Below are 18,097 nucleotides of genomic sequence, written 5' to 3'. Positions count from 1 at the left end.
TCATGCGAGCAGGAACAAACCCGGACACGGAGAGGTACGTGCCACAGCACCCCGAGCACTCACAGCAGCCACGGCGAGGACGCACCGGCCGTAGTCTGCCCACGGCCCGCCTCACACGCGGTGCCGCGCTGGCCGCAAGCCTGGCTCTTCTTCCCCTTGCCACGGCCTGCAGCGGTGGCGATGAGGACAACACTTCGGCGAGCGGCAAGCCGTCGGAGGTCTCCGCCGCCCCGGCGGCTGGTGTGGTGGCCCCGGCGCAGGTCGAGGTGATCGCTTCTTTGACCGGCTGCAAGGCCAAGATCCGCATCGAGGCGGATGAACTGCGCCAGGGACTGTGCCACACGCCGAAGGTCGACTACCTCATCACCACCTTCCCCGAGGAGCGGTACAAGCAGGCTTGGCTGGAGTCCGCCGCCGTCTACGGGGGCAAGTACCTGGTCGGCTCCCGCTGGATCGTCAGCGCGAAAGAGCCGGAGATGCTGGAGCAGTTCCGCAACAAGCTCGGCGGGATGATCCAGCAACTGCGGGGTATCGGCCCGACGGCGGCGCCGAGCACGGCCTAGCAGCAGCGGCACTCTCGGGACTCGGACTTCGAAAGCGTTCGATGTCATCTCAAGGCGCTTGCCGTTGGGGCACGAGATCCGTCATCACGGAAAGCGGCAGCGACGGGTTGGCTGCTGCTGCTTCCGCCACCTGCCAGTCGGCGTCGGTGAGCAGTTCCACGATGACCGGCGGCGGGAGTGCCGGATGGCCGGCGGCCCAGGGCCTTGCCTGTCTGTCCGCCAAGCAGGCGAGCAGGGCCTGGGCCGTCGCGTTTCGGTGCCGGGCGATCTCGCGAAGCGCCTTCTGCGCTGATGGTTCGTGCCGGGTCAGGTCCTCCAGCAGCGCCGGACTCGCGTCCGGGTTGCACGCCACCTTGGCAAGGACCCGGACTCCGTGGCGGTCGACCATGGCGCGCAACTGTGCTTCGGTGAGGCCCCGGTGCGGAGCGATGCCCTTGACCACCTTCGTGTCGGAGTCGCCGGCCAGCGCGTCACGGATCGCAGACGGCAGATCGCGCCGTTGGGCCAGGAGCATGCGGGCGGCCGGGTCCGGCGACTGAGCCAGCATCTGGACCTCGGCAGGAGATGCGGCGGCGATCCGGGGCAGCAGCGTGGCGCCGATCCTGGCCGCGCCGGCCAGGCGGGTGAGTACATCGAGCGGCACCCGTGGGTTGTGCGCGAGCCTGCGCTGCACGTCGTTGCCGCGGTCGTCGGCCAGTGTGCGGATGAGGGCGTCGTCGATCGCGGGATTCTCCGCGAGGTCTGCTCGGATGCCGGGAACCGGGTCTGCGGCCAGCCGCCGGTACACCTCCGGGGGCAGATCAAGGCGGGCGGGGAGCGCCCAACGAACGAGCACCGAAGGATGGTCCGCGAAACCGACGACGGCTTCCGCGGGTGTCGACGGGTTCCGCAGCGCCGCCTCCTGTATGGCGTGCAGGGTGGACTCGTGGGACCCGTCGCAGGAGGCGCCTGACACCAACTGGCAGTCGGGCCACGGGCATTGCGGCTCGTGCACGAACGGCGTCGCTTCATGGTCACAGACCAGGTATCGCCGCGCCGGAGGCAGCCCCTCGCCGGTGAGGAGCGCCGTGAGTACGTCCGGAGGAGTCGCCTCGTTGGCGGCAACCGCGCGGCGGACCTCGGCATGCGGATGCCCGGCAAGCCCGGCGGCCACTTCCGGTGTGGTCCACAACGCGAGCTCCGCGACAACGCGTACGTCCCCGTCCGTGGCGAGTGCCTCCACCACATCGGCCGGGAGAGCGGAACAGCCGGCCAGCTTCTCCCGGCGCTCCGAGAGCGGATCCGTCACGAGGAGACGCGCCCACTCCGGGCTGCCGGCGCGCTCGTCGAGCAAGGCGAGAGCGGCGTCCGGCTGTGCCGCAGGATCGACGTCGGCGGCGGTCAACAGCCCTTGGTACGCGAGCTGCACACCGCTCTCCTCGACGCGCGAGAGCAGCGCAACCGCCTGCGCGTGGCCGAGGTCCGGACGACCGGCGAGGTGCACGGCAATGTCGGCGTCCGCGATCGCGATCAGCCGGTCGACGAGGTAGGACGGCAGGGCCGTATTGGCAGCGAGCCCGCACAGGACGTGATTCACAGAGGGCATCCTGCCTGGACCACGACTACTTGGCCCACGATTACTTCGTGCACGTCGGCAGTCGGCAGTCGGCGTTCGAGACGGTCGGGAACCTGGAGACCAGTGTCCGCCGGTCAGTAGGGGAGGGGGATGCCGTGTGCTTCCAGGGCGGTGGCGTAGCGAGCCAACAGGTCGTCAAGGTCGGAGAGGAGGATGGCCGCAGTCTCTCGAGCCGCGCCCAAGTCGCCGTGATCGCAGGCTTCCAGGATCTCGGCCACGTCGGTGCGGATGATCGCCAGGGAATCGCCCTGGATCAGCACGCCGGGAAAATTGCGCGGGGGCAGACGGATGACCGCGTCATTTCCCCGGTCCGTGAACAGCTCAGCCTCGATACGATCCATCGGGTCATCCAACCGCACAGTCCGCGCCCTTCTCCAGCCGCAGTCATCGCGGAACTGCGGTCACATGCCGCCTCGTTGCCGTGCGGGCGTCAAGGTTCCCGCAGCGAGGCTGCCCGAGCCGCAGCCTTGCCCTCAACCTGACTTCAGGTTCTACGGTGCTGCCATCAGCCATCAGCCATCAGCCATCAGCCATCAGCCATCAGCCATCAGCCATCAGCCATCAGCCATCAGCGATCACCGAGACGAGGGACCGCACATGCGGACAGAACACGCCTCCGACACCGAGCTCTCCGCACAGCCTGCTGCGTACTGGACCGGCATGGCCTATGAAGCCCTCATCGCGTTCACCCGTGCCCGGCAGGCTGAGCACGGCTTCACCCAGCCTCAGTACTGGCTGCTGCGCAACCTGTCGAAGAACGACCTGTCATCCGACGGCCACGGTATGACCATTCCCGAACTCAAGCAGTCCATGAACTCCTACATCAGGCCGGAGGACGATCTGGGAGCTGAGGCGGAAGTCCTGCTGGAGCGAGGCTGGCTCAGCCGTGACGGCGAGGGACGGCTGTGGATCACCTCGGCGGGGGACGAGGCTCGTGCCGGTCTCAAGCAGCACGCGCCGGCAATCCGCGACCAGATCCACCGGGGCATCGACGACGCCGACTACGTCACCACTCTGAAGGTGCTCCAGCAGATGATCCGGAACACCGGCAGCACCGTAGGTTAGTCGGGCCAACCACGGCTGGGATCGAGGCAGGCGACCGCGGCCTCGGCGACCGTCGCGCTCGACCATGACAAGGCCGGGGGACGCGGGCACCGGCTCCGTACCGCTCCGCTCGCCGGCGCTTTCCCACGGCTCCTCCTGCCGCGGGCCGCCGAGTGGGTTCGGGCTACAGGCGGAGGACGATCAGCGCGGTGTCGTCGGTGTTGCCGGTGGGTGGGAGGAGGTCCGTCAGTAGGGCGTCGGCCAGGGCCTCGGGGGCGGCGTGCCGATGGTGGGTGAGGGAGTCGGCGAGGCGGTTGAGACCGGTGTCGATGTCCTCGGTACGGCGTTCGATCAGGCCGTCGGTGTACAGGATCAGGCTGGACCCTTCGGTGAAGGGCGCGCGCACCTGGGGGCGGGGCACCGGTTCGGGCCGGGCGCCGAGCGGTGGGTCGGTGGCCTGGTCGAGGAAGACCACGGTGCCGTCGGGATGGAGCAGGGCGGGCGGCGGGTGGCCGGCGCTGCTGTACGTGATGGAGCGGTCGTTCCAGTCGATGTAGGTCGTCGCCGCGGTGGCCGACTCGGCGCCCTCGACGAAGCGGGCGTACAGGCCGAGAGCGTCCAGGGCCTGTGCCGGGCCGGCGGCGACGCGGCAGGCAGCGCTCAGGGCGCTGCGCAGCTGTCCCATGACGCAGGCGGCGGCGAGGCCGTGGCCGACGACATCGCCGACGGCGACGGCGAGCCTCCCGCCGGTGAGCTCGACCAGGTCGTACCAGTCGCCGCACACGTTCAGGGCGCCGATGGCGGGCTGGTAGCGCACGGCCGCCTGGTGGTGACCGAGGGGCCTGGGGGCGGGCAGCATCGCCGCCTGCAGAGCCAGGGCGACCTCGCGTTCGTGGGCGTGGGCCTTGCGCAGGCGTTCGTTGACCTCCTGCAGTTCGCGGGCGCGGGTGTAGAGCTCGGCCTCCAGCACACGAGCTCGGCTGTCTCTGCCCGGGCCGCCGCGGGCGCGGATGAGTTCGGTGATCTCCTCGACGCGGTGCACGATCAGCGCCACCTGCCCGTCGGGGCCGATGACGGGTGCGTTGACCGGGCTCCAATAGTGTTCCTGCCAGTGCCCGGGCCGCTGGTGATCCTCGATGTCGTAGCGGAGCAGCGCCATGGTGTCGCGCTCGCCGGTGGCCACCACCCGCAGCATCGACTCCCGGGTTTCCCGCATGCCGGCCGCCGCCGGGTCGTTCGGGTTCTCGGGGAAGACGTCGAAGATGTAGCGGCCCAGCAGCTGCTCGCGGGTACGCCCGGCCAGCCGCAGGAAGTCGTCGTTGGCGTCGGCGTACACCAGGTCAGGGGTGAGCAGAGCCACCATGCCGGGCAGAGCCCGGAAGACCACCGCATAGTCGATGTGCGGTTCCTTCATGTTTTGCCTGCCTCGGCGCCGAGCGTCACTGTGCCGTTCCACGATAGGAGCGAACACGTCACGGGGCCCGTCCGGCACCGCTCTCTCCGCGGCCAGCAAGCCCCACGCGCTGAGTGTAGAGCGAGCCAGGGGAGGCGGAGATCTGAAACTCAGAAGTCTCACGTGTGCGCTTGGTGCATCGCCCGGACGTGGGCGTACTCGCGTTCTGTCCCTCAGTCCTCGAACGGGGTGCAGTGGCGGCCTGGTGTTGACTTCCGGGCATGCGCGTGGCGTACGCGGTTTCGCCGGAGGGGCGACGACCGACCCGCGCGGCAGGGGCAGCGGGGCTGTCGGCACCGTGTCCAGGAACCGCGTGGAGACGTGACACTGCCTGTGACACCGGTGGCTGCTGTGACGCGGCACGGGATTTCGAGCGAATGGAACGCAATGGCGCGCATCATCGGCAGAACCATCCTGATTGTCGGCGCCTCGTCGGGCATCGGCGCCGAGGTGGCGCGCCGCCTCGCCTCCGGTGGCAACCGATTCGTCATCACCGCACGGCGCGCTCCCGAGCTGGCCGCCGTCGCGCGCGAGATACGAGCCGCGGGCAGCGACTGCCTGGACATCGCCGCCGACGCCCTGGATCCACGGGCTGCCGCAGACGTCGTTGCGGCCGTGGCGGCGGAGTACGGGTCCATCGACATAGCGCTGCTCAACGCCGGCCAGGGACCGGACATGTCCATGGACCAGGTCACCGTGGACGATGTCTCACGGATCATGGCGCTGAACTACGACGTCGTCGTCAACTACCTCATCCCGCTGATCGGGCAGATGGGAAGCCAGAAGGACGGAGGGCTGATCGCCCACACCAGCTCGCTGGCAGGGCTGCTGGGCATCCCTCGCCAGGGACCGTACTCGGCGGCGAAGGCGGCCGCGCGCACGCTCATCGATGCCGCGCGCGTCGAACTGGCACCCCGGGGCATCCGCTTCACGACGATCCACCCCGGCTTCGTCGCCACCGAGCGCATCAGCGAGGACGGCCTGCCCAAGCCGTTCCAGATCAGCCAGGAGCAGGCGGCCCGGCACGTCGTACGCGCCCTGGAGAAGGAACCGGCGCAGGCGTACTTCCCCTGGCCCACAGCGGCGCTGGCCCGCACCCTGCGTGCCCTGCCCACGCCGGTCTCCGCGGTGCTCCTGCGGAAACTGGCCTCCCCGTAGGCAGGCGCTCCTGCTCCGCTCCCCCTGACGGCCGGCGCGTTTTGCCGAGAGCCCGGCCCGTGCGGAGAGACGGCCGGATCAACAAGGTGCTCACAGCGGTGCGGATGTCCTCTCCCTTCAGGAGCCCGACAGGTGCTGAGCCTCCGCCGGCTCAGTGGCGCAAGTGACAGGGGCGGACGTCAGGCCGAGGGTGACGAGGGCGCCGGGCCTGTCGAGTGGGGAGCCGTCGAATATGCAGTGCGTTGGTGGTCGGTGGGAGTGCAGACTCCCTCCATGGCGGACATGCGCGCATTCCGGGACGAGGTCAGCCGCTGGGCGGCCGGGGGTCCCGGCGATACGGCGAGTGACCTGGCGGTACAACTGGGGCTGCGCACGGCGGTGCTGCTGGAAGGGCCGAGTGACCTTGCGGCCGTCGAGGCGCTGGCCGCACGGCGTGGCCGGGACCTGGCCGCCGAAGGGGTGTGCGTCGTGCCGATGGGCGGTGCGATGAGTGTCGGCCGCTACGCCGGTCTTCTCGGGCCACCCGGTCTCGGCCTGCACCTGAGAGGGCTGTGCGACGAGGGTGAGCAGCGCTTCTACGACCGCGGTCTGGAGCGGGCCCGGGCGCCGCACCGGGGCTTCTTCGTGTGCGCGGCGGACCTGGAGGACGAGCTCATCCGCGCGCTGGGCACGGCGCGGGTCGAGGAGATCATCCGGGCCGAGGGAGACTCCCGGGCCTGGCAGACCTTCCAGCGCCAGCCCGCACAGCTCGGTCGGCCTCGGCACCAGCAGTTGCGGCGCTTCCTCGGCACGAAGAAGGGCCGCAAGATCCGCTACGGCTCTCTCCTGGTGGAGACCCTGGACCCCGGACAGGTACCGGCCCCGCTCGACGACCTCCTCGCGAGCCTGTGACCGAGGCACGAAAGCGCGGCCAGTTCCCCTCAGTTGGCCAGTTTGAACGTCGGTGCCGACCACCCTCCCTGAAGGAAAACCCTCGTCCCGGAGACCAGGTCTCCTCGCCGCAGTCCAGCCGTCACCCACCTGCCCGGTCAGCACACCCGGGCTCCCCGCGACACTCACCCAGAAGTCCCGCAGCAGCGGTGTCGGTGCCGGGTTCTCGTCGATTGCTGCCCGGGGAAACCTGAAGCGACCCGAAGCGACCCTTCAAAGCCCGCGCGGCGGCTTGTCCAAGCGCCCGCCCAGGCGCTGAACTGCTGCCCGTTGCCGGGCATCCCGGCCGGGACGGAGGAAGAGCGGTGCGTATCTTCGAGGCAGGGCAGACGGTCGTACGGCGTGACGTGCACCGGACCGGGCGGGTGTGGTGTGAGCAGGCCATGCGGGTCGTCGCCGACACGAGCGAGGCCCTGGTGGCAGCCTGCGCACCGGGGGCGGACGCCCGCTGGCCCACCCTGTACGCCAAGGCCCGCGCCGACAACGACCGATCGATGCGTACCGAGGCGTTCGAGGCGCTGGCCACGGGGGAGTGGGACCTCTCGCCCGGGTCGTGGCAGGACACCGAGCTGCTGCTGTGGAAGCCGCCGGCCACATGGTTCAGCATCTACGCCTTCTACACGTCGGCCGGACTGCGGAACTGGTACGTGAACTTCGAGCACCCCACGGTCCGGACCGTCGACGGGTTCGACACCTTTGATCTGACCGTGGACCTGGTCGTCGACCCTGATCTGACCACCCTCACGTGGAAGGACGAAGACGAGTACGCCCACGTGCGACGGCTGGGCATCGTGACCGACTCCGAGCACCAGGCCGTGGACGTCGCCCGGGCCCAGGTCCTGGCGATGATCGAGGAACGCTCCGGCCCCTTCGCGGAGGCCGACGCCTGGGCCGAATGGAGGTGGGACCCGGCTTGGCCGACTCCGCGCCTGCCGCGATCGGCCTCGGCCGCGAAGTGAGCTGGGCCGGAGGGGAATTGAACCGTTGGAAGACGATAGCGCCCGACAGGCGGGCACCCAGCTGCTAGGCGGTCGTGGGCCTTTGCTGCTACGAGAGACGCACTGTGTGAACGCAGTGACGGATGTTGCAGGCTGACCGCATGGCTCGCACGAGGAAGGTCGCCGCCGCTCTGCCGGCCACATCGGCCGCGCTGCTCGCGATACCCCCCACCACCTCCGCCTCCACCACCCCGACCACTCACACCACCCACTTCAAGGAGAGCTTCGACCGTCTCCCTCTCGGCCCGGTGACGGCGGGCCGCGGCTGGACCGCCGACACCGCAGACGGTTCGCTGACCGTCGAGCCCAGCACCACCGGCCACGGCCGCGAACTGCGGCTCCGCACAGAGGGCAACGGCCGTGCCTTCATGGTCCTGTCCGACCTCGCTCCCCGCGGCAACAGCTTCTGGGCCCGGCTGCGGCTGCGTGTGAACGACTTCCCGACGGCCCCGGACTGGGCGCACTGGACCGTCGCGAGGCATCCGGTCCGATGTCCCCACGCTGGTACGCCCGTTGGGCGGTCAGTACGTTCGCACCTCGCGCGCCAATTTCAGGGGAGCCGGCTCCGATCTCGGCGTCACCGGGGACTGGACCGCCTGGAAGACCTCCGCTCCCGCCACCGCGGCGACATGGCAGTGCTTCGAGTTCCACCTCGACGCTCGTGACAACCGCGTCACCGTCTACTTGGACGGGGCGGAGCAGTCCGAGTTGACGGTCTCCACGAAGGACCACGGCGGGACGAGCGACGATTTCGTCTTCCCGCACTTCGACACACTCAAGCTGGGGGGCAGCTGTACCAGTCCGACCCCACGCCGTCCTCGTACGACGTCCGCATGGACGACGTGGCACTGAGCAGCAAGCGGGTCGGCGGGTGCGCCTCATGACGGGAGACCTGCCTCGCAGGGCGGTGCTGGGCGGGCTCGTCGGCGGGCTCGCCCTCACGTCCTGCCGGCCGGCCCGGCCGTCGCCGCCGGGCGGGACCGCGAGCCGTACGTCCCGCTGGCGGTGGCCGGCGGAGGTGGGCCGGCAGGATCGGACCGGGTCCACGTGCTCAAGGTTTCGGTCCGGACACGGCCCACACCGTGCTGGTGCTGGTCCCGGGGATGTTCGGGGCGGCGGGCGACTTCCGCCTGCTCGCCCGGGACCTCGTCCAGGCTGTGCCCGGTGTGCAGGTGTGGGCGTTCGACCGGCGCGAGGAGAACCTGGCCGACCGCTCGGGGTTCACCACCGCCGACCCCGTCGGGTACTACCTGGACGGCCGCTACCGTTCCCAGGACCCCGCAACCTCCACCTTCGCCGCCCGTTGGGGCCTTTCCCGCACCGTGGAGGACCTGCGCACGGTCGTAGCCGCCGCGGCCCGCGGCGGCCCGCGGCGGGTGGTGCTCGGCGGCCACTCCTGGGGCGCCTCCGCCGCGATGGCCTACGCCGCATGGGACTTCGACGGTCGCCCCGGGTACCGGGACCTCGCCGCGCTCGTCCTTGTCGACGGCGGCGTGCACGGGGCCTTCGACGGGACCGGGCAGCCGGTGCACAACTCTCCGGAGGAGGTGCGGGAACGGCTGGCCGCCGTCGACGGCGGGGCGGTCTTCGACATGCCCCTGAGCGGAGTCGGGCTGGGCGACCGGGCGGAGAGCACACAGATCTGGTACCAGCTCGCGGGCTGGTACGCACACCGCGACCCGGGCGGCCGCTCGGTCCTCCAGGCCCGGCTGCCCGGCGCGTTGCAACCGCCGTATCCCGTCACCAACGCCGGTCTGCTGGGCACCTTGGTGGATGCCGGATTCGGCTGGCCCAACGACATCAGCGTCCACTCCGGGCATCTTGCCGACAGCGGTGAGGTACGCGGCTGGGTCGACACGGGCATCACGCCCATCAGCCGGGTGGCGGCGGCCTATGCGGGTGGCCCGGAGCCGTTGGTGTGGGAGTGGTACTGGCCGTCCCGGCTGTCGGTGGACCTCGACGTCGTCGATCCCTACGCCGACACCGGCCTGACCCGCTCACTGGGGCTGCGGCTGCGGCACACCGGGGAACTTGACGTCCCGCTGTACGCCTTCGAGACGAGCTACGCGAGGGGGACGATCGTGTCGTCCGCTCGCGAGGTGGTGGCCAAGTCCCGTATCCCGTACGGGAAATACGCGTCTGACGACGGGATGAACCATCTCGACCCGTTGTTCGCCGCCGCGCGGCACAACACCCTGACCCACACCCTCACGCCGTTCCTCACCGGACTTCGCTGAGAGTGACGACAAGTATCGGCGGGGCATCACAAGGATGCCCCGCCGATGCCGCGTGGGCTGTTCCCCCGACGGCTAAAGCAGCCTGGACCAAGGACGTCAAGAGGCCGCGCGCAGCGGGGAATTGGGGCGTCGATCTTGACCCTCGTGGATTTCGGGCTTAACGTTCCCGCGTTTACAGGGAACTGAAACGATTCAATCACTTGGGGCGACACATGCAGAAGTCTATTCCGCAGCGTGGCGGGATATCCCGGCGGACGATGCTCGCGGCCTCCCTGGCCGCCGGCGCCACCACGGCGTTCGCCGCCGTCGGCTCGACGGATGCCGGCGCCGTCCTTCTGACCGGTCGTCAGAACCTGTCCGGCGACTGGTTCGCCACCTCGCCGCGGTCCGTGCGCCCCAAGTTCCGCTGGTGGTGGCCGGACGGTCTGGTCGACCCGGCGGAGATCGCCCGTGAGATCGACCAGATCGCCGACGCCGGCTTCGGCGGAGCCGAGATCGCCGCCGTCCACCACAGCATCAAGGACAAGTCCGTCCTGGACACCGCCCACCACGGCTGGGGCAGCGCGCCCTGGCGCGACGGCGTCGTGACAGCCCTGCGCCAGGCCGCCCGACGCGGCCTGACCATCGACCTCACCCTCGGCCCCAGCTGGCCCGTCGCCGTGCCCGGCGTCACCCCCGACGACGACACCGCCGCCCAGGAACTCGCCTACGGCCGCGCCTCCGTGGCCGCCGGCACCACGTACCAGGGACCGGTCCCCGAACCCGTGCACAAGGCCGCCTCCACCGTCACCCGGCGCCGCCTGCTCGCCGTCCAGGCCGCCCGCGTCGAGCCCGCCAACGCCACCCGCAAGGAGACCGGCCTCGACCTCGCCAGTGTCCGAGACCTCACCGCCACCGTCCGCGACGCCACCCTGACCTGGACCGCCCCCGCGGAGGGCGACTGGGTGCTGATCTCCTACTGGCAGCGCGGTACCGCCCAGCAGCCCGAGTCCGGCCCGCACTCCTCCCCGGCCGCCTACGTCGTCGACCACTTCAGCCCGGCCGGCACCGCCGCCGTCACCGGTTTCTGGGAACGCACCGTCCTGACCGGCACCCTGCGGCGACTGCTCAAGGCCGCGGGCGGCGCCTTCTTCGAGGACTCCATCGAGCTGGAGACCGACTCCCTCGTGTGGACCTCCGCCCTGCCCGACGTCTTCGAGCAGCGCACCGGCCGCTCCCTCCTGCCCTGTCTGCCCGCGCTCGTCCTCGACAGGAGCAACCAGGTCTTCGCGTTCGAGGCCCAGCTCACCCGGCAGATCCGGCACGACTTCTGGGAGACCGTCTCCCACCTGTTCAACACCCACCACGTCACCGCCCTGCGCGACTGGGCGCACTCGCTCGGCATGTCGCTGCGCGCGCAGCCGTACGGACTGCAGACCGACGCCATCGCCTCCGCAGCGATCCTGGACATCGCGGAGGGCGAGTCGCTCGGCTTCAAGAACCTGGACGACTACCGCTGCCTGGCAGGCGGTCGGGACATGGCAGGCCACACCGTGCTGTCCTGCGAGTCGGGCGCCTACAACGGCTCCGCGTACAGCACGACATGGGACAGGTTCCTGCGCACCATGGGCGGCGCCTACGCGGCCGGCGTCAACCAGACGGTCGTGCACGGATTCTCGTACGCCACTGCCCCCGGGGTGAGCTGGCCCGGCTTCGCCGCCTTCAGCCCTTACAACGGTGCGGCCGGCTACGGCGAGTCCTGGGGACCCCGGCAGCCCACCTGGCGGCACGCCGAGGACATCACCGGCTATCTCGGCCGCGTCCACCAGGTCCTGCAGACCGGCACCCCGCGCACCGACGTCGCCGTCTTCCGCCAGACCGGCTACACCGCCACCGGCATCGGCGCCTCCTGGTTCACCGCGACCGGCGTGCCGCTCGGCTGGACCCACCAGTTCCTCAGCGGACCGCTCCTCGACCTGCCTGCCGCCCGCGTCTGCGGTGGCCGCCTCGCCCCAGACGGCCCCGCATACAAGGCCCTGTTCGTCGAGGGGGACTTCTTCTACGGCTCCACCCCGACCCTCGCCCTGACCGACGCACGCAAGCTGCTGGAACTGGCCCGCGCCGGACTGCCCCTGGTGCTGCTCGGCACCTTCGACCAGGCGCTCACGCCGGGCGTGCCCGACCGGGACGAGACGGTACGGCTGCGCGGCGTCCTCGCCGATCTCCTCGCCCTGCCGAACGTCATCGCCGTCACCGACAAGGCCGCCGTCGGGGACGCCCTCACCGCCCTCGGCGTCACACCGGACGTGCGCCACGCGACGCACTCCACGCTCCTCAACAACCACCGGGTCAGCGGCGACACCGACTTCTACTACCTCTGCAACGGAAAGCACGCCGAGACCGTCAAGCCGCCCGTCGCGACCATCGACCACGACGTCACCCTGCACCGCACCAGGCGCGGCGCCACCGTGCCCTACCAGCTCGATCCGTGGACGGGCGAGGCGACCCGCATAGGCCGTTACACCGAGGAAGGCGACGCCATCACGGTGCGTGTCACCCTCGGCCCCGGCCAGGCCACGGTCGTCGCGCTCGGCAGACCGGGACTCTTCGGCGACCGACACGGGAGCAGCCCGCACGCGGTGTCCGGCGACGCCGACCAGGTGCTGTTCACCGACCGCGGTCTGGCCGTGCGTGTCTCGGTACCGGGCACCTACACCACCCGCCTCTCCCGGGGCCGTACGGTGACCACCAAGGTGCCCGCCGTGCCCGACCCCGTCACACCGGACCGCTGGCAGCTCGACGTCGAGGACTGGTACCCCGGCGCCGACGCGACCAGCACCGACATCGTCCGCCGCACGCTCACCCTCGACACCCTGCGGCCCTGGTCGCAGATCCCCGAACTGGCCGACTCCGCCGGCATCGGCCGCTACCGCACCACCGTCGTCCTGCCCTCCGCATGGACCTCGTCCCACGGCGCGTACCTCGAACTCGGCCAGGTCAGCGACACCTTCCGGGTCACGGTCAACGGCACCCGGCTGGCCCCCGCCGACCGACTCCACCCTGTCGTCGACCTGGGCGGGCGCCTGCGGCGCGGTGGCAACGTGATCGAGGTCGAGGTGGCGACCCCGCTCATCAACCGCCTCCGCGTCGCCCAGCCGGCCGTCTTCGGCACCACTGCCCGCCAGGCGTACGGGCTCACGGGCCCCGTCCGGCTGGTGCCGTACGTCCAGGCCCTGGTGCGCGCGTGACTTGGCACCCCTTGGGGCGGTCTCCGTCCCCAGGGGGTGCTTTCTGTGGTGGCCTCGCCGGATCGTGGCGGCCGAGGCGAGGACGTGCTGGGCGACCCGGACAGCGACGCCCTCGGTCGGTCCGTCGGAGGGATACAGGCAGACACCTTCCCTCCGTGCGATGAGGGGGTATTCGATGGAGGACCGAGCCTCCCGGCTGTCAGGTTTCGACCATGAGTCTCCAGCTCCACGACGTATCCGACCTCGCCTGGCTGGGCGAACCGACCGACGCCCGCCCGCTGTTCGGGCCGGAGCTGGCGTCGCTCCTCGACCTGCTACGCGGTCTGCGGCGCAGTGAGTGGAGCAGGACTGCGGTCCCGGACTGGACCGTGCACGACCTTGCGGCCCACATCCTTGGCGACTACCACGGCCGTCTCGGCTGGAGTTCGGAGAGCCATACGCGCGCCATGGCGGCCGGAGAGACGCTGGAGGCGTTCATCCACCGCGTCAACCAGGAGTGGATCGACCTGCACGCCGAGCACAGCCCCGCCGAGCTCATCCAGGCCCTGGAACTGGCCGGGACCCGGGTCACCCGTCAATTCGAGGGCACAGACCTCGCCTCAACGGGCCTGGGAGTGTCCTGGGCAGGGGCCGACCCGGCGCCCAAGTGGCTGGACGTCGCCCGGGAGTTCACCGAGTACTGGACCCACCGACAGCAGATCCGCCACGCCACGGGCCGGGACACCGACCCGGAGCCCGAGGCTCTGTCCGCAGTCCTGGACACCTTCATGCGGGCCCTGCCCCACACCCTGCGCAACACGCCGGCACCCGCCGGGACACAACTCCAGATGGTCATCGGTGAGCCGGCTGTCGGCACCTGGACCGTGACCGCCACCGCGGACCGCTGGTCCCTGGCCCAAGCAGCCAGCGGCCGGCCGGCCGCGTCAGTGCGGCTGGATCCGGAGACCGCCTGGCGACTCTGCACCCGCGGCATCGACCCCGGCACTGCCCTCGCCCGGGCCCGCATCAGCGGAGAGCGTCAGATTGCCGAAGCCGCCTGCCAGATCGTGTCCATCGTCTACTGACATCCGCGCGCACCGGGTCAGCCTCTGGGCGCACGCGTGCCGTGGCCGTACGACCTCAGCCCCCATGGACGGTCGCTTCTTCGGGGTGACGCGCTCGGCATGCGCTGACCAGAGGATGGGTGCGAGGGGGCAGGCCATCCTCCGCTCTCCCGCACCAGCCGACCGGAGGCCCCATGTGTTCTGTGAGTTCCCTGCTCCGCACCCGTAAGGCCGCATGCTTGGCCATGGTCGTCGCGGTGGCGGCCTCGGCCACCGCGGTCACCGGCGCCACAGCAGCGTCCGGCAGCCCGCAAGAGCGGCCGTTACAGGCGAGCGTCAACGGGTCCGCTGCGTTCCGTCTGCCGTACATGGAGGACGCCGACCTCCGCTCGCTGACTTTCGACGCCCAAGCCGCACCCTTCAGCCGACCGATTCCCGGTGTGCCCAGCGGACTGCCGACCGACGCGCACGGAACGGTGAAGATCTCTCACTTCTCGGCAGACCGGGGCATCACGTACACCGCCGAAGGCACGGTCGACTGTCTGGTCACCGCGCCCGGCAGCGCCACCCTGAGCGCGGTCATCACAGACGTGAGCGCCGGGGGTCCGAAATGGTTGGGACAGCGACTGGGGTTCAGTGTCCATGACGGCGGCGAGAACAAGCCCGGGAGGATGCCCCGGGACCGGGTGGGATTCCCCTGGGACGACGGGGTGAACTGGACGATCGGCGCCGACACACACATGGATTCGGTGAATTCGTGCATGGCACCCGCCGCCTTCGCACCTGTCACGAAGGGGGGATACCGGGTCCGGCACGCAGACATGCCTCTCTGGCCGAGGGGCTGACCCTCGCACCGGACGTCTGCAGCGGGCCCCACGAGGATGTCCTAGTTGACGGAGACCTTCTCGGCCCCGATGCGCCGCATGCGGTCAGTGCCCCATGCTCCCAGCGAGGCCAGGGCCGCGTTGAGCGAGACGCCGTGCTCCGTCAACGAGTACTCGACCTTCGGTGGCACTTCCCGGTACACCTCACGATGCACGAGCCCGTCTGCTTCCATCTCCCGCAGATGCTGAATCAGCATCTTCTCGCTGACGCCCGGCAGACCGCGTCGAAGCTCGGCGAACCGGCGGGTCCCGTGGTGGCTCAACTCCCAGAGGATCAGCGACTTCCACTTGCCGGCGACTACGTCCATCGCCGCGTCGATGCCGCAGAAGTAGGGACCACGTCGTGCTGATGTCGCCATTCGCCCCTCCGAGACGTGCTTACCCACGAGTGAGTACCTCACTAATTAGTCCGTACTGGTCAATCCTATCGGCGGCGGAGAGGATTCAGTCGAACCACGAACACGAGGGGGAATCCCAAAAATGACAACCAACAACGGCGTTCACGTGAGTGTTCTCGGGCTCGGGGCGATGGGCGGCGCTCTCGCGGGCGCCCTGGTGAAGGCCGGATACGCGACAACAGTCTGGAACCGCTCACCGGGGAAGGCGGACGACCTCGTTGCGCAGGGCGCCAAGGCCGCTGCCACGGCCGGCGACGCGGTCCGCTCCAGCCGGCTGGTGATCGCATGCCTGCTGGACCACGCATCGGTCCACGAGGTGCTCGATCCGCTCTCCGACGAGCTGGCCGGACGAACCCTGGTCAACGTGACCACGACGTCACCGGCCCAGTCACGGGAGCTGGCCGCCTGGGCCGCCCAGGCCGGGACCGCGTATCTGGACGGCGGCATCATGGCCGTACCGCACATGATCGGCCTGCCTGCGGCATCGATCCTCTACAGCGGATCGGCCGAGGTCTTCGGTGAGAACAAGCCGCTGCTCGACCTGTGGGGAACCAGCACCTACTTCGGTGAGGACGCCGGACTGGCGTCCCTGTACGACTTCGCTCTGCTCGCGGGTATGTACGTCATGTTCGCCGGATTCATGCACGGGGCCGCCATGGTCGCCCCGGCGGGGGTGACGGCGGGCGAGTTCGCCGCTCGGGCCACACCTTGGCTGACTGCCATGACCAGCGGCTTCGAAGGCTTCGCCGAGGTCATCGACGGTGGGGACTACACCGTCGAAGGGCAACAGAGCCTCCGGTTCTCCGACCTCAGTCATCTCCTGGCCGCCAGTTCCGACCAGGGCATCAGCACCGAGCTGCTCGCCACGGTCCAGCGGCTCATCCAACGCCAGATCGAGGCGGGCCATGGAGAGGAAGGCTTCGCCCGCATCATCGAGAGCATCAGGCAACCGGGCTAGGCCGTTCCCGTTCCTGGGCACGCGTGCCGGCCGGAAGCCATGCGGGAGCCGTCGCCGGATGTGTGAAGCATGCGTTCCGCTGCTGTTCGGTGATGGATCAGGCCGGGGGAGCGGTCGAGCACATCGTGGCTTGCGCCGGCGCGGCGACTGTCCCATAGTCCGAGGTATGGACGAGCGCGAGACGGCGCTCCGCCAGGCATACGGCCATGCCGTCCGCTGGCTGGCGAGCCTGTCCGACCGCCGGGTTCCCGCCCGCGCCTCGGTCGACGAGATCGTGCGCGCGCTCGGTGCCGAGCTGCCCGACGCTCCCAGCGCGCCCGCCGACGTCGTCGACCTGCTGGTCACGGCATGTGAACCGGGGCTCACCGCGTTTCCCAGCGGCCGCTTCTACGGCTTCGTGGTCGGTGGCACCGAGCCGGCCGCGCTGGCCGCGGACTGGCTGGTCAGTGCCTGGGATCAGAACTGCGTGATGCGTGCCGTGTCGCCCGCGTACACGGCGGCGGAGGACATCGCGAGCACGTGGTTGCTCGATGTGCTCGGCCTGCCCAGCGGCAGCGCCGTGGGCTTCACCACTGGTGCCACGATGGCGAACTTCACCTGTCTCGCCGCCGGGCGGGACGCGGTGCTGCGGCGTGTCGGCCGGGACATCGCCCGCGACGGACTCGTAGGCGGCCCGGCCGTACGCGTCGTCGTCGGCGAGAGCCGGCACATGGCCATCGACCTGACGCTGCGCTACCTGGGACTGGGCAGACCCGAACTGGTGAAGGCGGACGATCAAGGACGCATCGAGCCCGAGGCCCTTCGGCACACCCTGGCGGCCGGCGGTCAGGACCCCACGATCGTGATCCTTCAGGCCGGAGACATCCACTCCGGCGCCTTCGATCCCTTCGTCGAGGCGATCCGTGCCGCTCGCGACGCGCATGCATGGGTGCACATCGACGGCGCCTTCGGACTGTGGGCGGCCGCCTCCCCGATCCACGCACACCTGACGGCGGGCTGCGCGAACGCCGACTCCTGGGCGACGGATGCCCACAAGACCCTGAACGTCCCCTACGACTGCGGCCTCGCCGTCGTGCGCGACCCGTCCGCGATCCGGGCGGCGATGGGCCTGCACGGCGACTATCTCATCCAGGACGAGTACGGCGACCCCATCGACAAGGTCCCCGAGCTCTCCCGGCGCGGCAGGGCGTTCACCGTGTGGGCAGCACTCAGGTCCCTCGGCCGGTCAGGTGTGGCCGACCTCGTCGAGCGGCTGTGCCGACACGCCTCCGCGTTCGCCACCGGCATCGCCGGGATCGACGGCGCGACAGTGCTCAACGACGTGGTGTTCACCCAGGTCTGCGCCGAGTTCGGCAACGACGAGCGCACGGAACGGGTACTCACCCGGCTGCTCGACGACGGCACGGCGTGGATCAGCGGTTCCACCTGGAAAGGCCGGCGCGTCATGCGGATCTCGGTGAGCAACTGGTCGACGACCGACGACGACGTGACGCGCGCGCTCGACGCGATCAGGCGCGCCTCCCTCAGCGCCTGAGGAGGGAAAGCAGCCATCCCGGGCAGGCCACAGAGGGCGACCCAGGGGGAGTCCC

16 protein-coding genes are annotated in these 18,097 nt (G+C 70.1%); 12 read left to right on the top strand and 4 right to left on the bottom strand.

Annotation, left to right across the window (positions count from 1 at the left end; all coding sequences use genetic code 11):
* Nucleotides 1–38: 38 nt before the first annotated feature.
* Nucleotides 39–563, top strand: a complete 525-nt coding sequence (locus KUM49_RS21300; protein ID WP_374200185.1) for a hypothetical protein — start codon at nt 39–41, stop codon at nt 561–563.
* A 49-nt stretch (nt 564–612) separates the two neighbouring features.
* Here the strand turns inward: KUM49_RS21300 and KUM49_RS21295 are convergent, their stop codons facing one another.
* Both KUM49_RS21295 and KUM49_RS21290 read right to left on the bottom strand, forming a co-directional pair.
* Nucleotides 613–2,139 (bottom strand): hypothetical protein, encoded by a 1,527-nt coding sequence (locus KUM49_RS21295; protein WP_217238476.1) that lies wholly within the window; start codon nt 2,137–2,139, stop codon nt 613–615.
* A 113-nt stretch (nt 2,140–2,252) separates the two neighbouring features.
* Nucleotides 2,253–2,519 carry a hypothetical protein gene (locus KUM49_RS21290; RefSeq protein ID WP_217238475.1) on the bottom strand — a complete coding sequence of 89 codons (267 nt, stop codon included), beginning with the start codon at nt 2,517–2,519 and terminating at the stop codon, nt 2,253–2,255.
* A gap of 256 nt (nt 2,520–2,775) precedes the next feature.
* On the opposite strand from KUM49_RS21290, the gene KUM49_RS21285 reads away from it, so the two are divergent.
* Nucleotides 2,776–3,243 carry a MarR family transcriptional regulator gene (locus KUM49_RS21285; RefSeq protein ID WP_217238474.1) on the top strand — a complete coding sequence of 156 codons (468 nt, stop codon included), beginning with the start codon at nt 2,776–2,778 and terminating at the stop codon, nt 3,241–3,243.
* Nucleotides 3,244–3,406: 163 nt separating this feature from the next.
* On the opposite strand, the gene KUM49_RS21280 is transcribed toward KUM49_RS21285, so the two are convergent.
* Complete coding sequence (locus KUM49_RS21280) at nt 3,407–4,636, bottom strand: PP2C family protein-serine/threonine phosphatase (protein ID WP_217238473.1); 1,230 nt, start codon at nt 4,634–4,636, stop codon at nt 3,407–3,409.
* A 426-nt stretch (nt 4,637–5,062) separates the two neighbouring features.
* On the opposite strand from KUM49_RS21280, the gene KUM49_RS21275 reads away from it, so the two are divergent.
* From KUM49_RS21275 to KUM49_RS21240, 8 genes are all read left to right on the top strand, one after another.
* The gene (locus tag KUM49_RS21275) at nt 5,063–5,833 is read left to right on the top strand and encodes an SDR family oxidoreductase (protein ID WP_217238472.1); all 771 of its coding nucleotides are present in this window, start codon (nt 5,063–5,065) and stop codon (nt 5,831–5,833) included.
* Nucleotides 5,834–6,106: 273 nt separating this feature from the next.
* Nucleotides 6,107–6,724, top strand: a complete 618-nt coding sequence (locus KUM49_RS21270) for a TOPRIM nucleotidyl transferase/hydrolase domain-containing protein (protein WP_217238471.1) — start codon at nt 6,107–6,109, stop codon at nt 6,722–6,724.
* Between the two features lie 344 nt (nt 6,725–7,068).
* Nucleotides 7,069–7,722 carry a DUF402 domain-containing protein gene (locus tag KUM49_RS21265; protein WP_308406686.1) on the top strand — a complete coding sequence of 218 codons (654 nt, stop codon included), beginning with the start codon at nt 7,069–7,071 and terminating at the stop codon, nt 7,720–7,722.
* A 552-nt stretch (nt 7,723–8,274) separates the two neighbouring features.
* Nucleotides 8,275–8,613 carry a hypothetical protein gene (locus tag KUM49_RS50265; RefSeq protein WP_308406685.1) on the top strand — a complete coding sequence of 113 codons (339 nt, stop codon included), beginning with the start codon at nt 8,275–8,277 and terminating at the stop codon, nt 8,611–8,613.
* Between the two features lie 230 nt (nt 8,614–8,843).
* Complete coding sequence (locus KUM49_RS21255) at nt 8,844–9,998, top strand: alpha/beta hydrolase (protein ID WP_254401569.1); 1,155 nt, start codon at nt 8,844–8,846, stop codon at nt 9,996–9,998.
* A 212-nt stretch (nt 9,999–10,210) separates the two neighbouring features.
* Nucleotides 10,211–13,225, top strand: a complete 3,015-nt coding sequence (locus tag KUM49_RS21250) for a glycosyl hydrolase (RefSeq protein ID WP_217238470.1) — start codon at nt 10,211–10,213, stop codon at nt 13,223–13,225.
* A gap of 212 nt (nt 13,226–13,437) precedes the next feature.
* Nucleotides 13,438–14,289, top strand: coding sequence for a maleylpyruvate isomerase family mycothiol-dependent enzyme (locus KUM49_RS21245; RefSeq protein ID WP_217238469.1), 852 nt, complete (start codon nt 13,438–13,440; stop codon nt 14,287–14,289).
* 224 nt (nt 14,290–14,513) lie between these two features.
* A complete protein-coding gene (locus KUM49_RS21240; RefSeq protein ID WP_217238584.1) occupies nt 14,514–15,113 on the top strand; it encodes a hypothetical protein in 600 nt (199 codons plus the stop codon).
* A 41-nt stretch (nt 15,114–15,154) separates the two neighbouring features.
* On the opposite strand, the gene KUM49_RS21235 is transcribed toward KUM49_RS21240, so the two are convergent.
* Nucleotides 15,155–15,511, bottom strand: coding sequence for a helix-turn-helix domain-containing protein (locus tag KUM49_RS21235; protein ID WP_217238468.1), 357 nt, complete (start codon nt 15,509–15,511; stop codon nt 15,155–15,157).
* Between the two features lie 121 nt (nt 15,512–15,632).
* Here KUM49_RS21235 and KUM49_RS21230 point away from each other — a divergent pair, with 121 nt between their 5' ends.
* The gene (locus tag KUM49_RS21230) at nt 15,633–16,508 is read left to right on the top strand and encodes an NAD(P)-dependent oxidoreductase (protein WP_217238467.1); all 876 of its coding nucleotides are present in this window, start codon (nt 15,633–15,635) and stop codon (nt 16,506–16,508) included.
* 166 nt (nt 16,509–16,674) lie between these two features.
* Nucleotides 16,675–18,042, top strand: coding sequence for a pyridoxal-dependent decarboxylase (locus KUM49_RS21225; RefSeq protein ID WP_217238466.1), 1,368 nt, complete (start codon nt 16,675–16,677; stop codon nt 18,040–18,042).
* Nucleotides 18,043–18,097 lie beyond the last annotated feature (55 nt).

It is taken from the genome of Streptomyces sp. AC555_RSS877 (assembly GCF_019049245.1).
Lineage (GTDB): Bacteria > Actinomycetota > Actinomycetes > Streptomycetales > Streptomycetaceae > Streptomyces.
The sequence above is the reverse complement of the archived record's forward strand: the minus strand, read 5'-3'. Positions and strand labels throughout refer to the sequence as shown.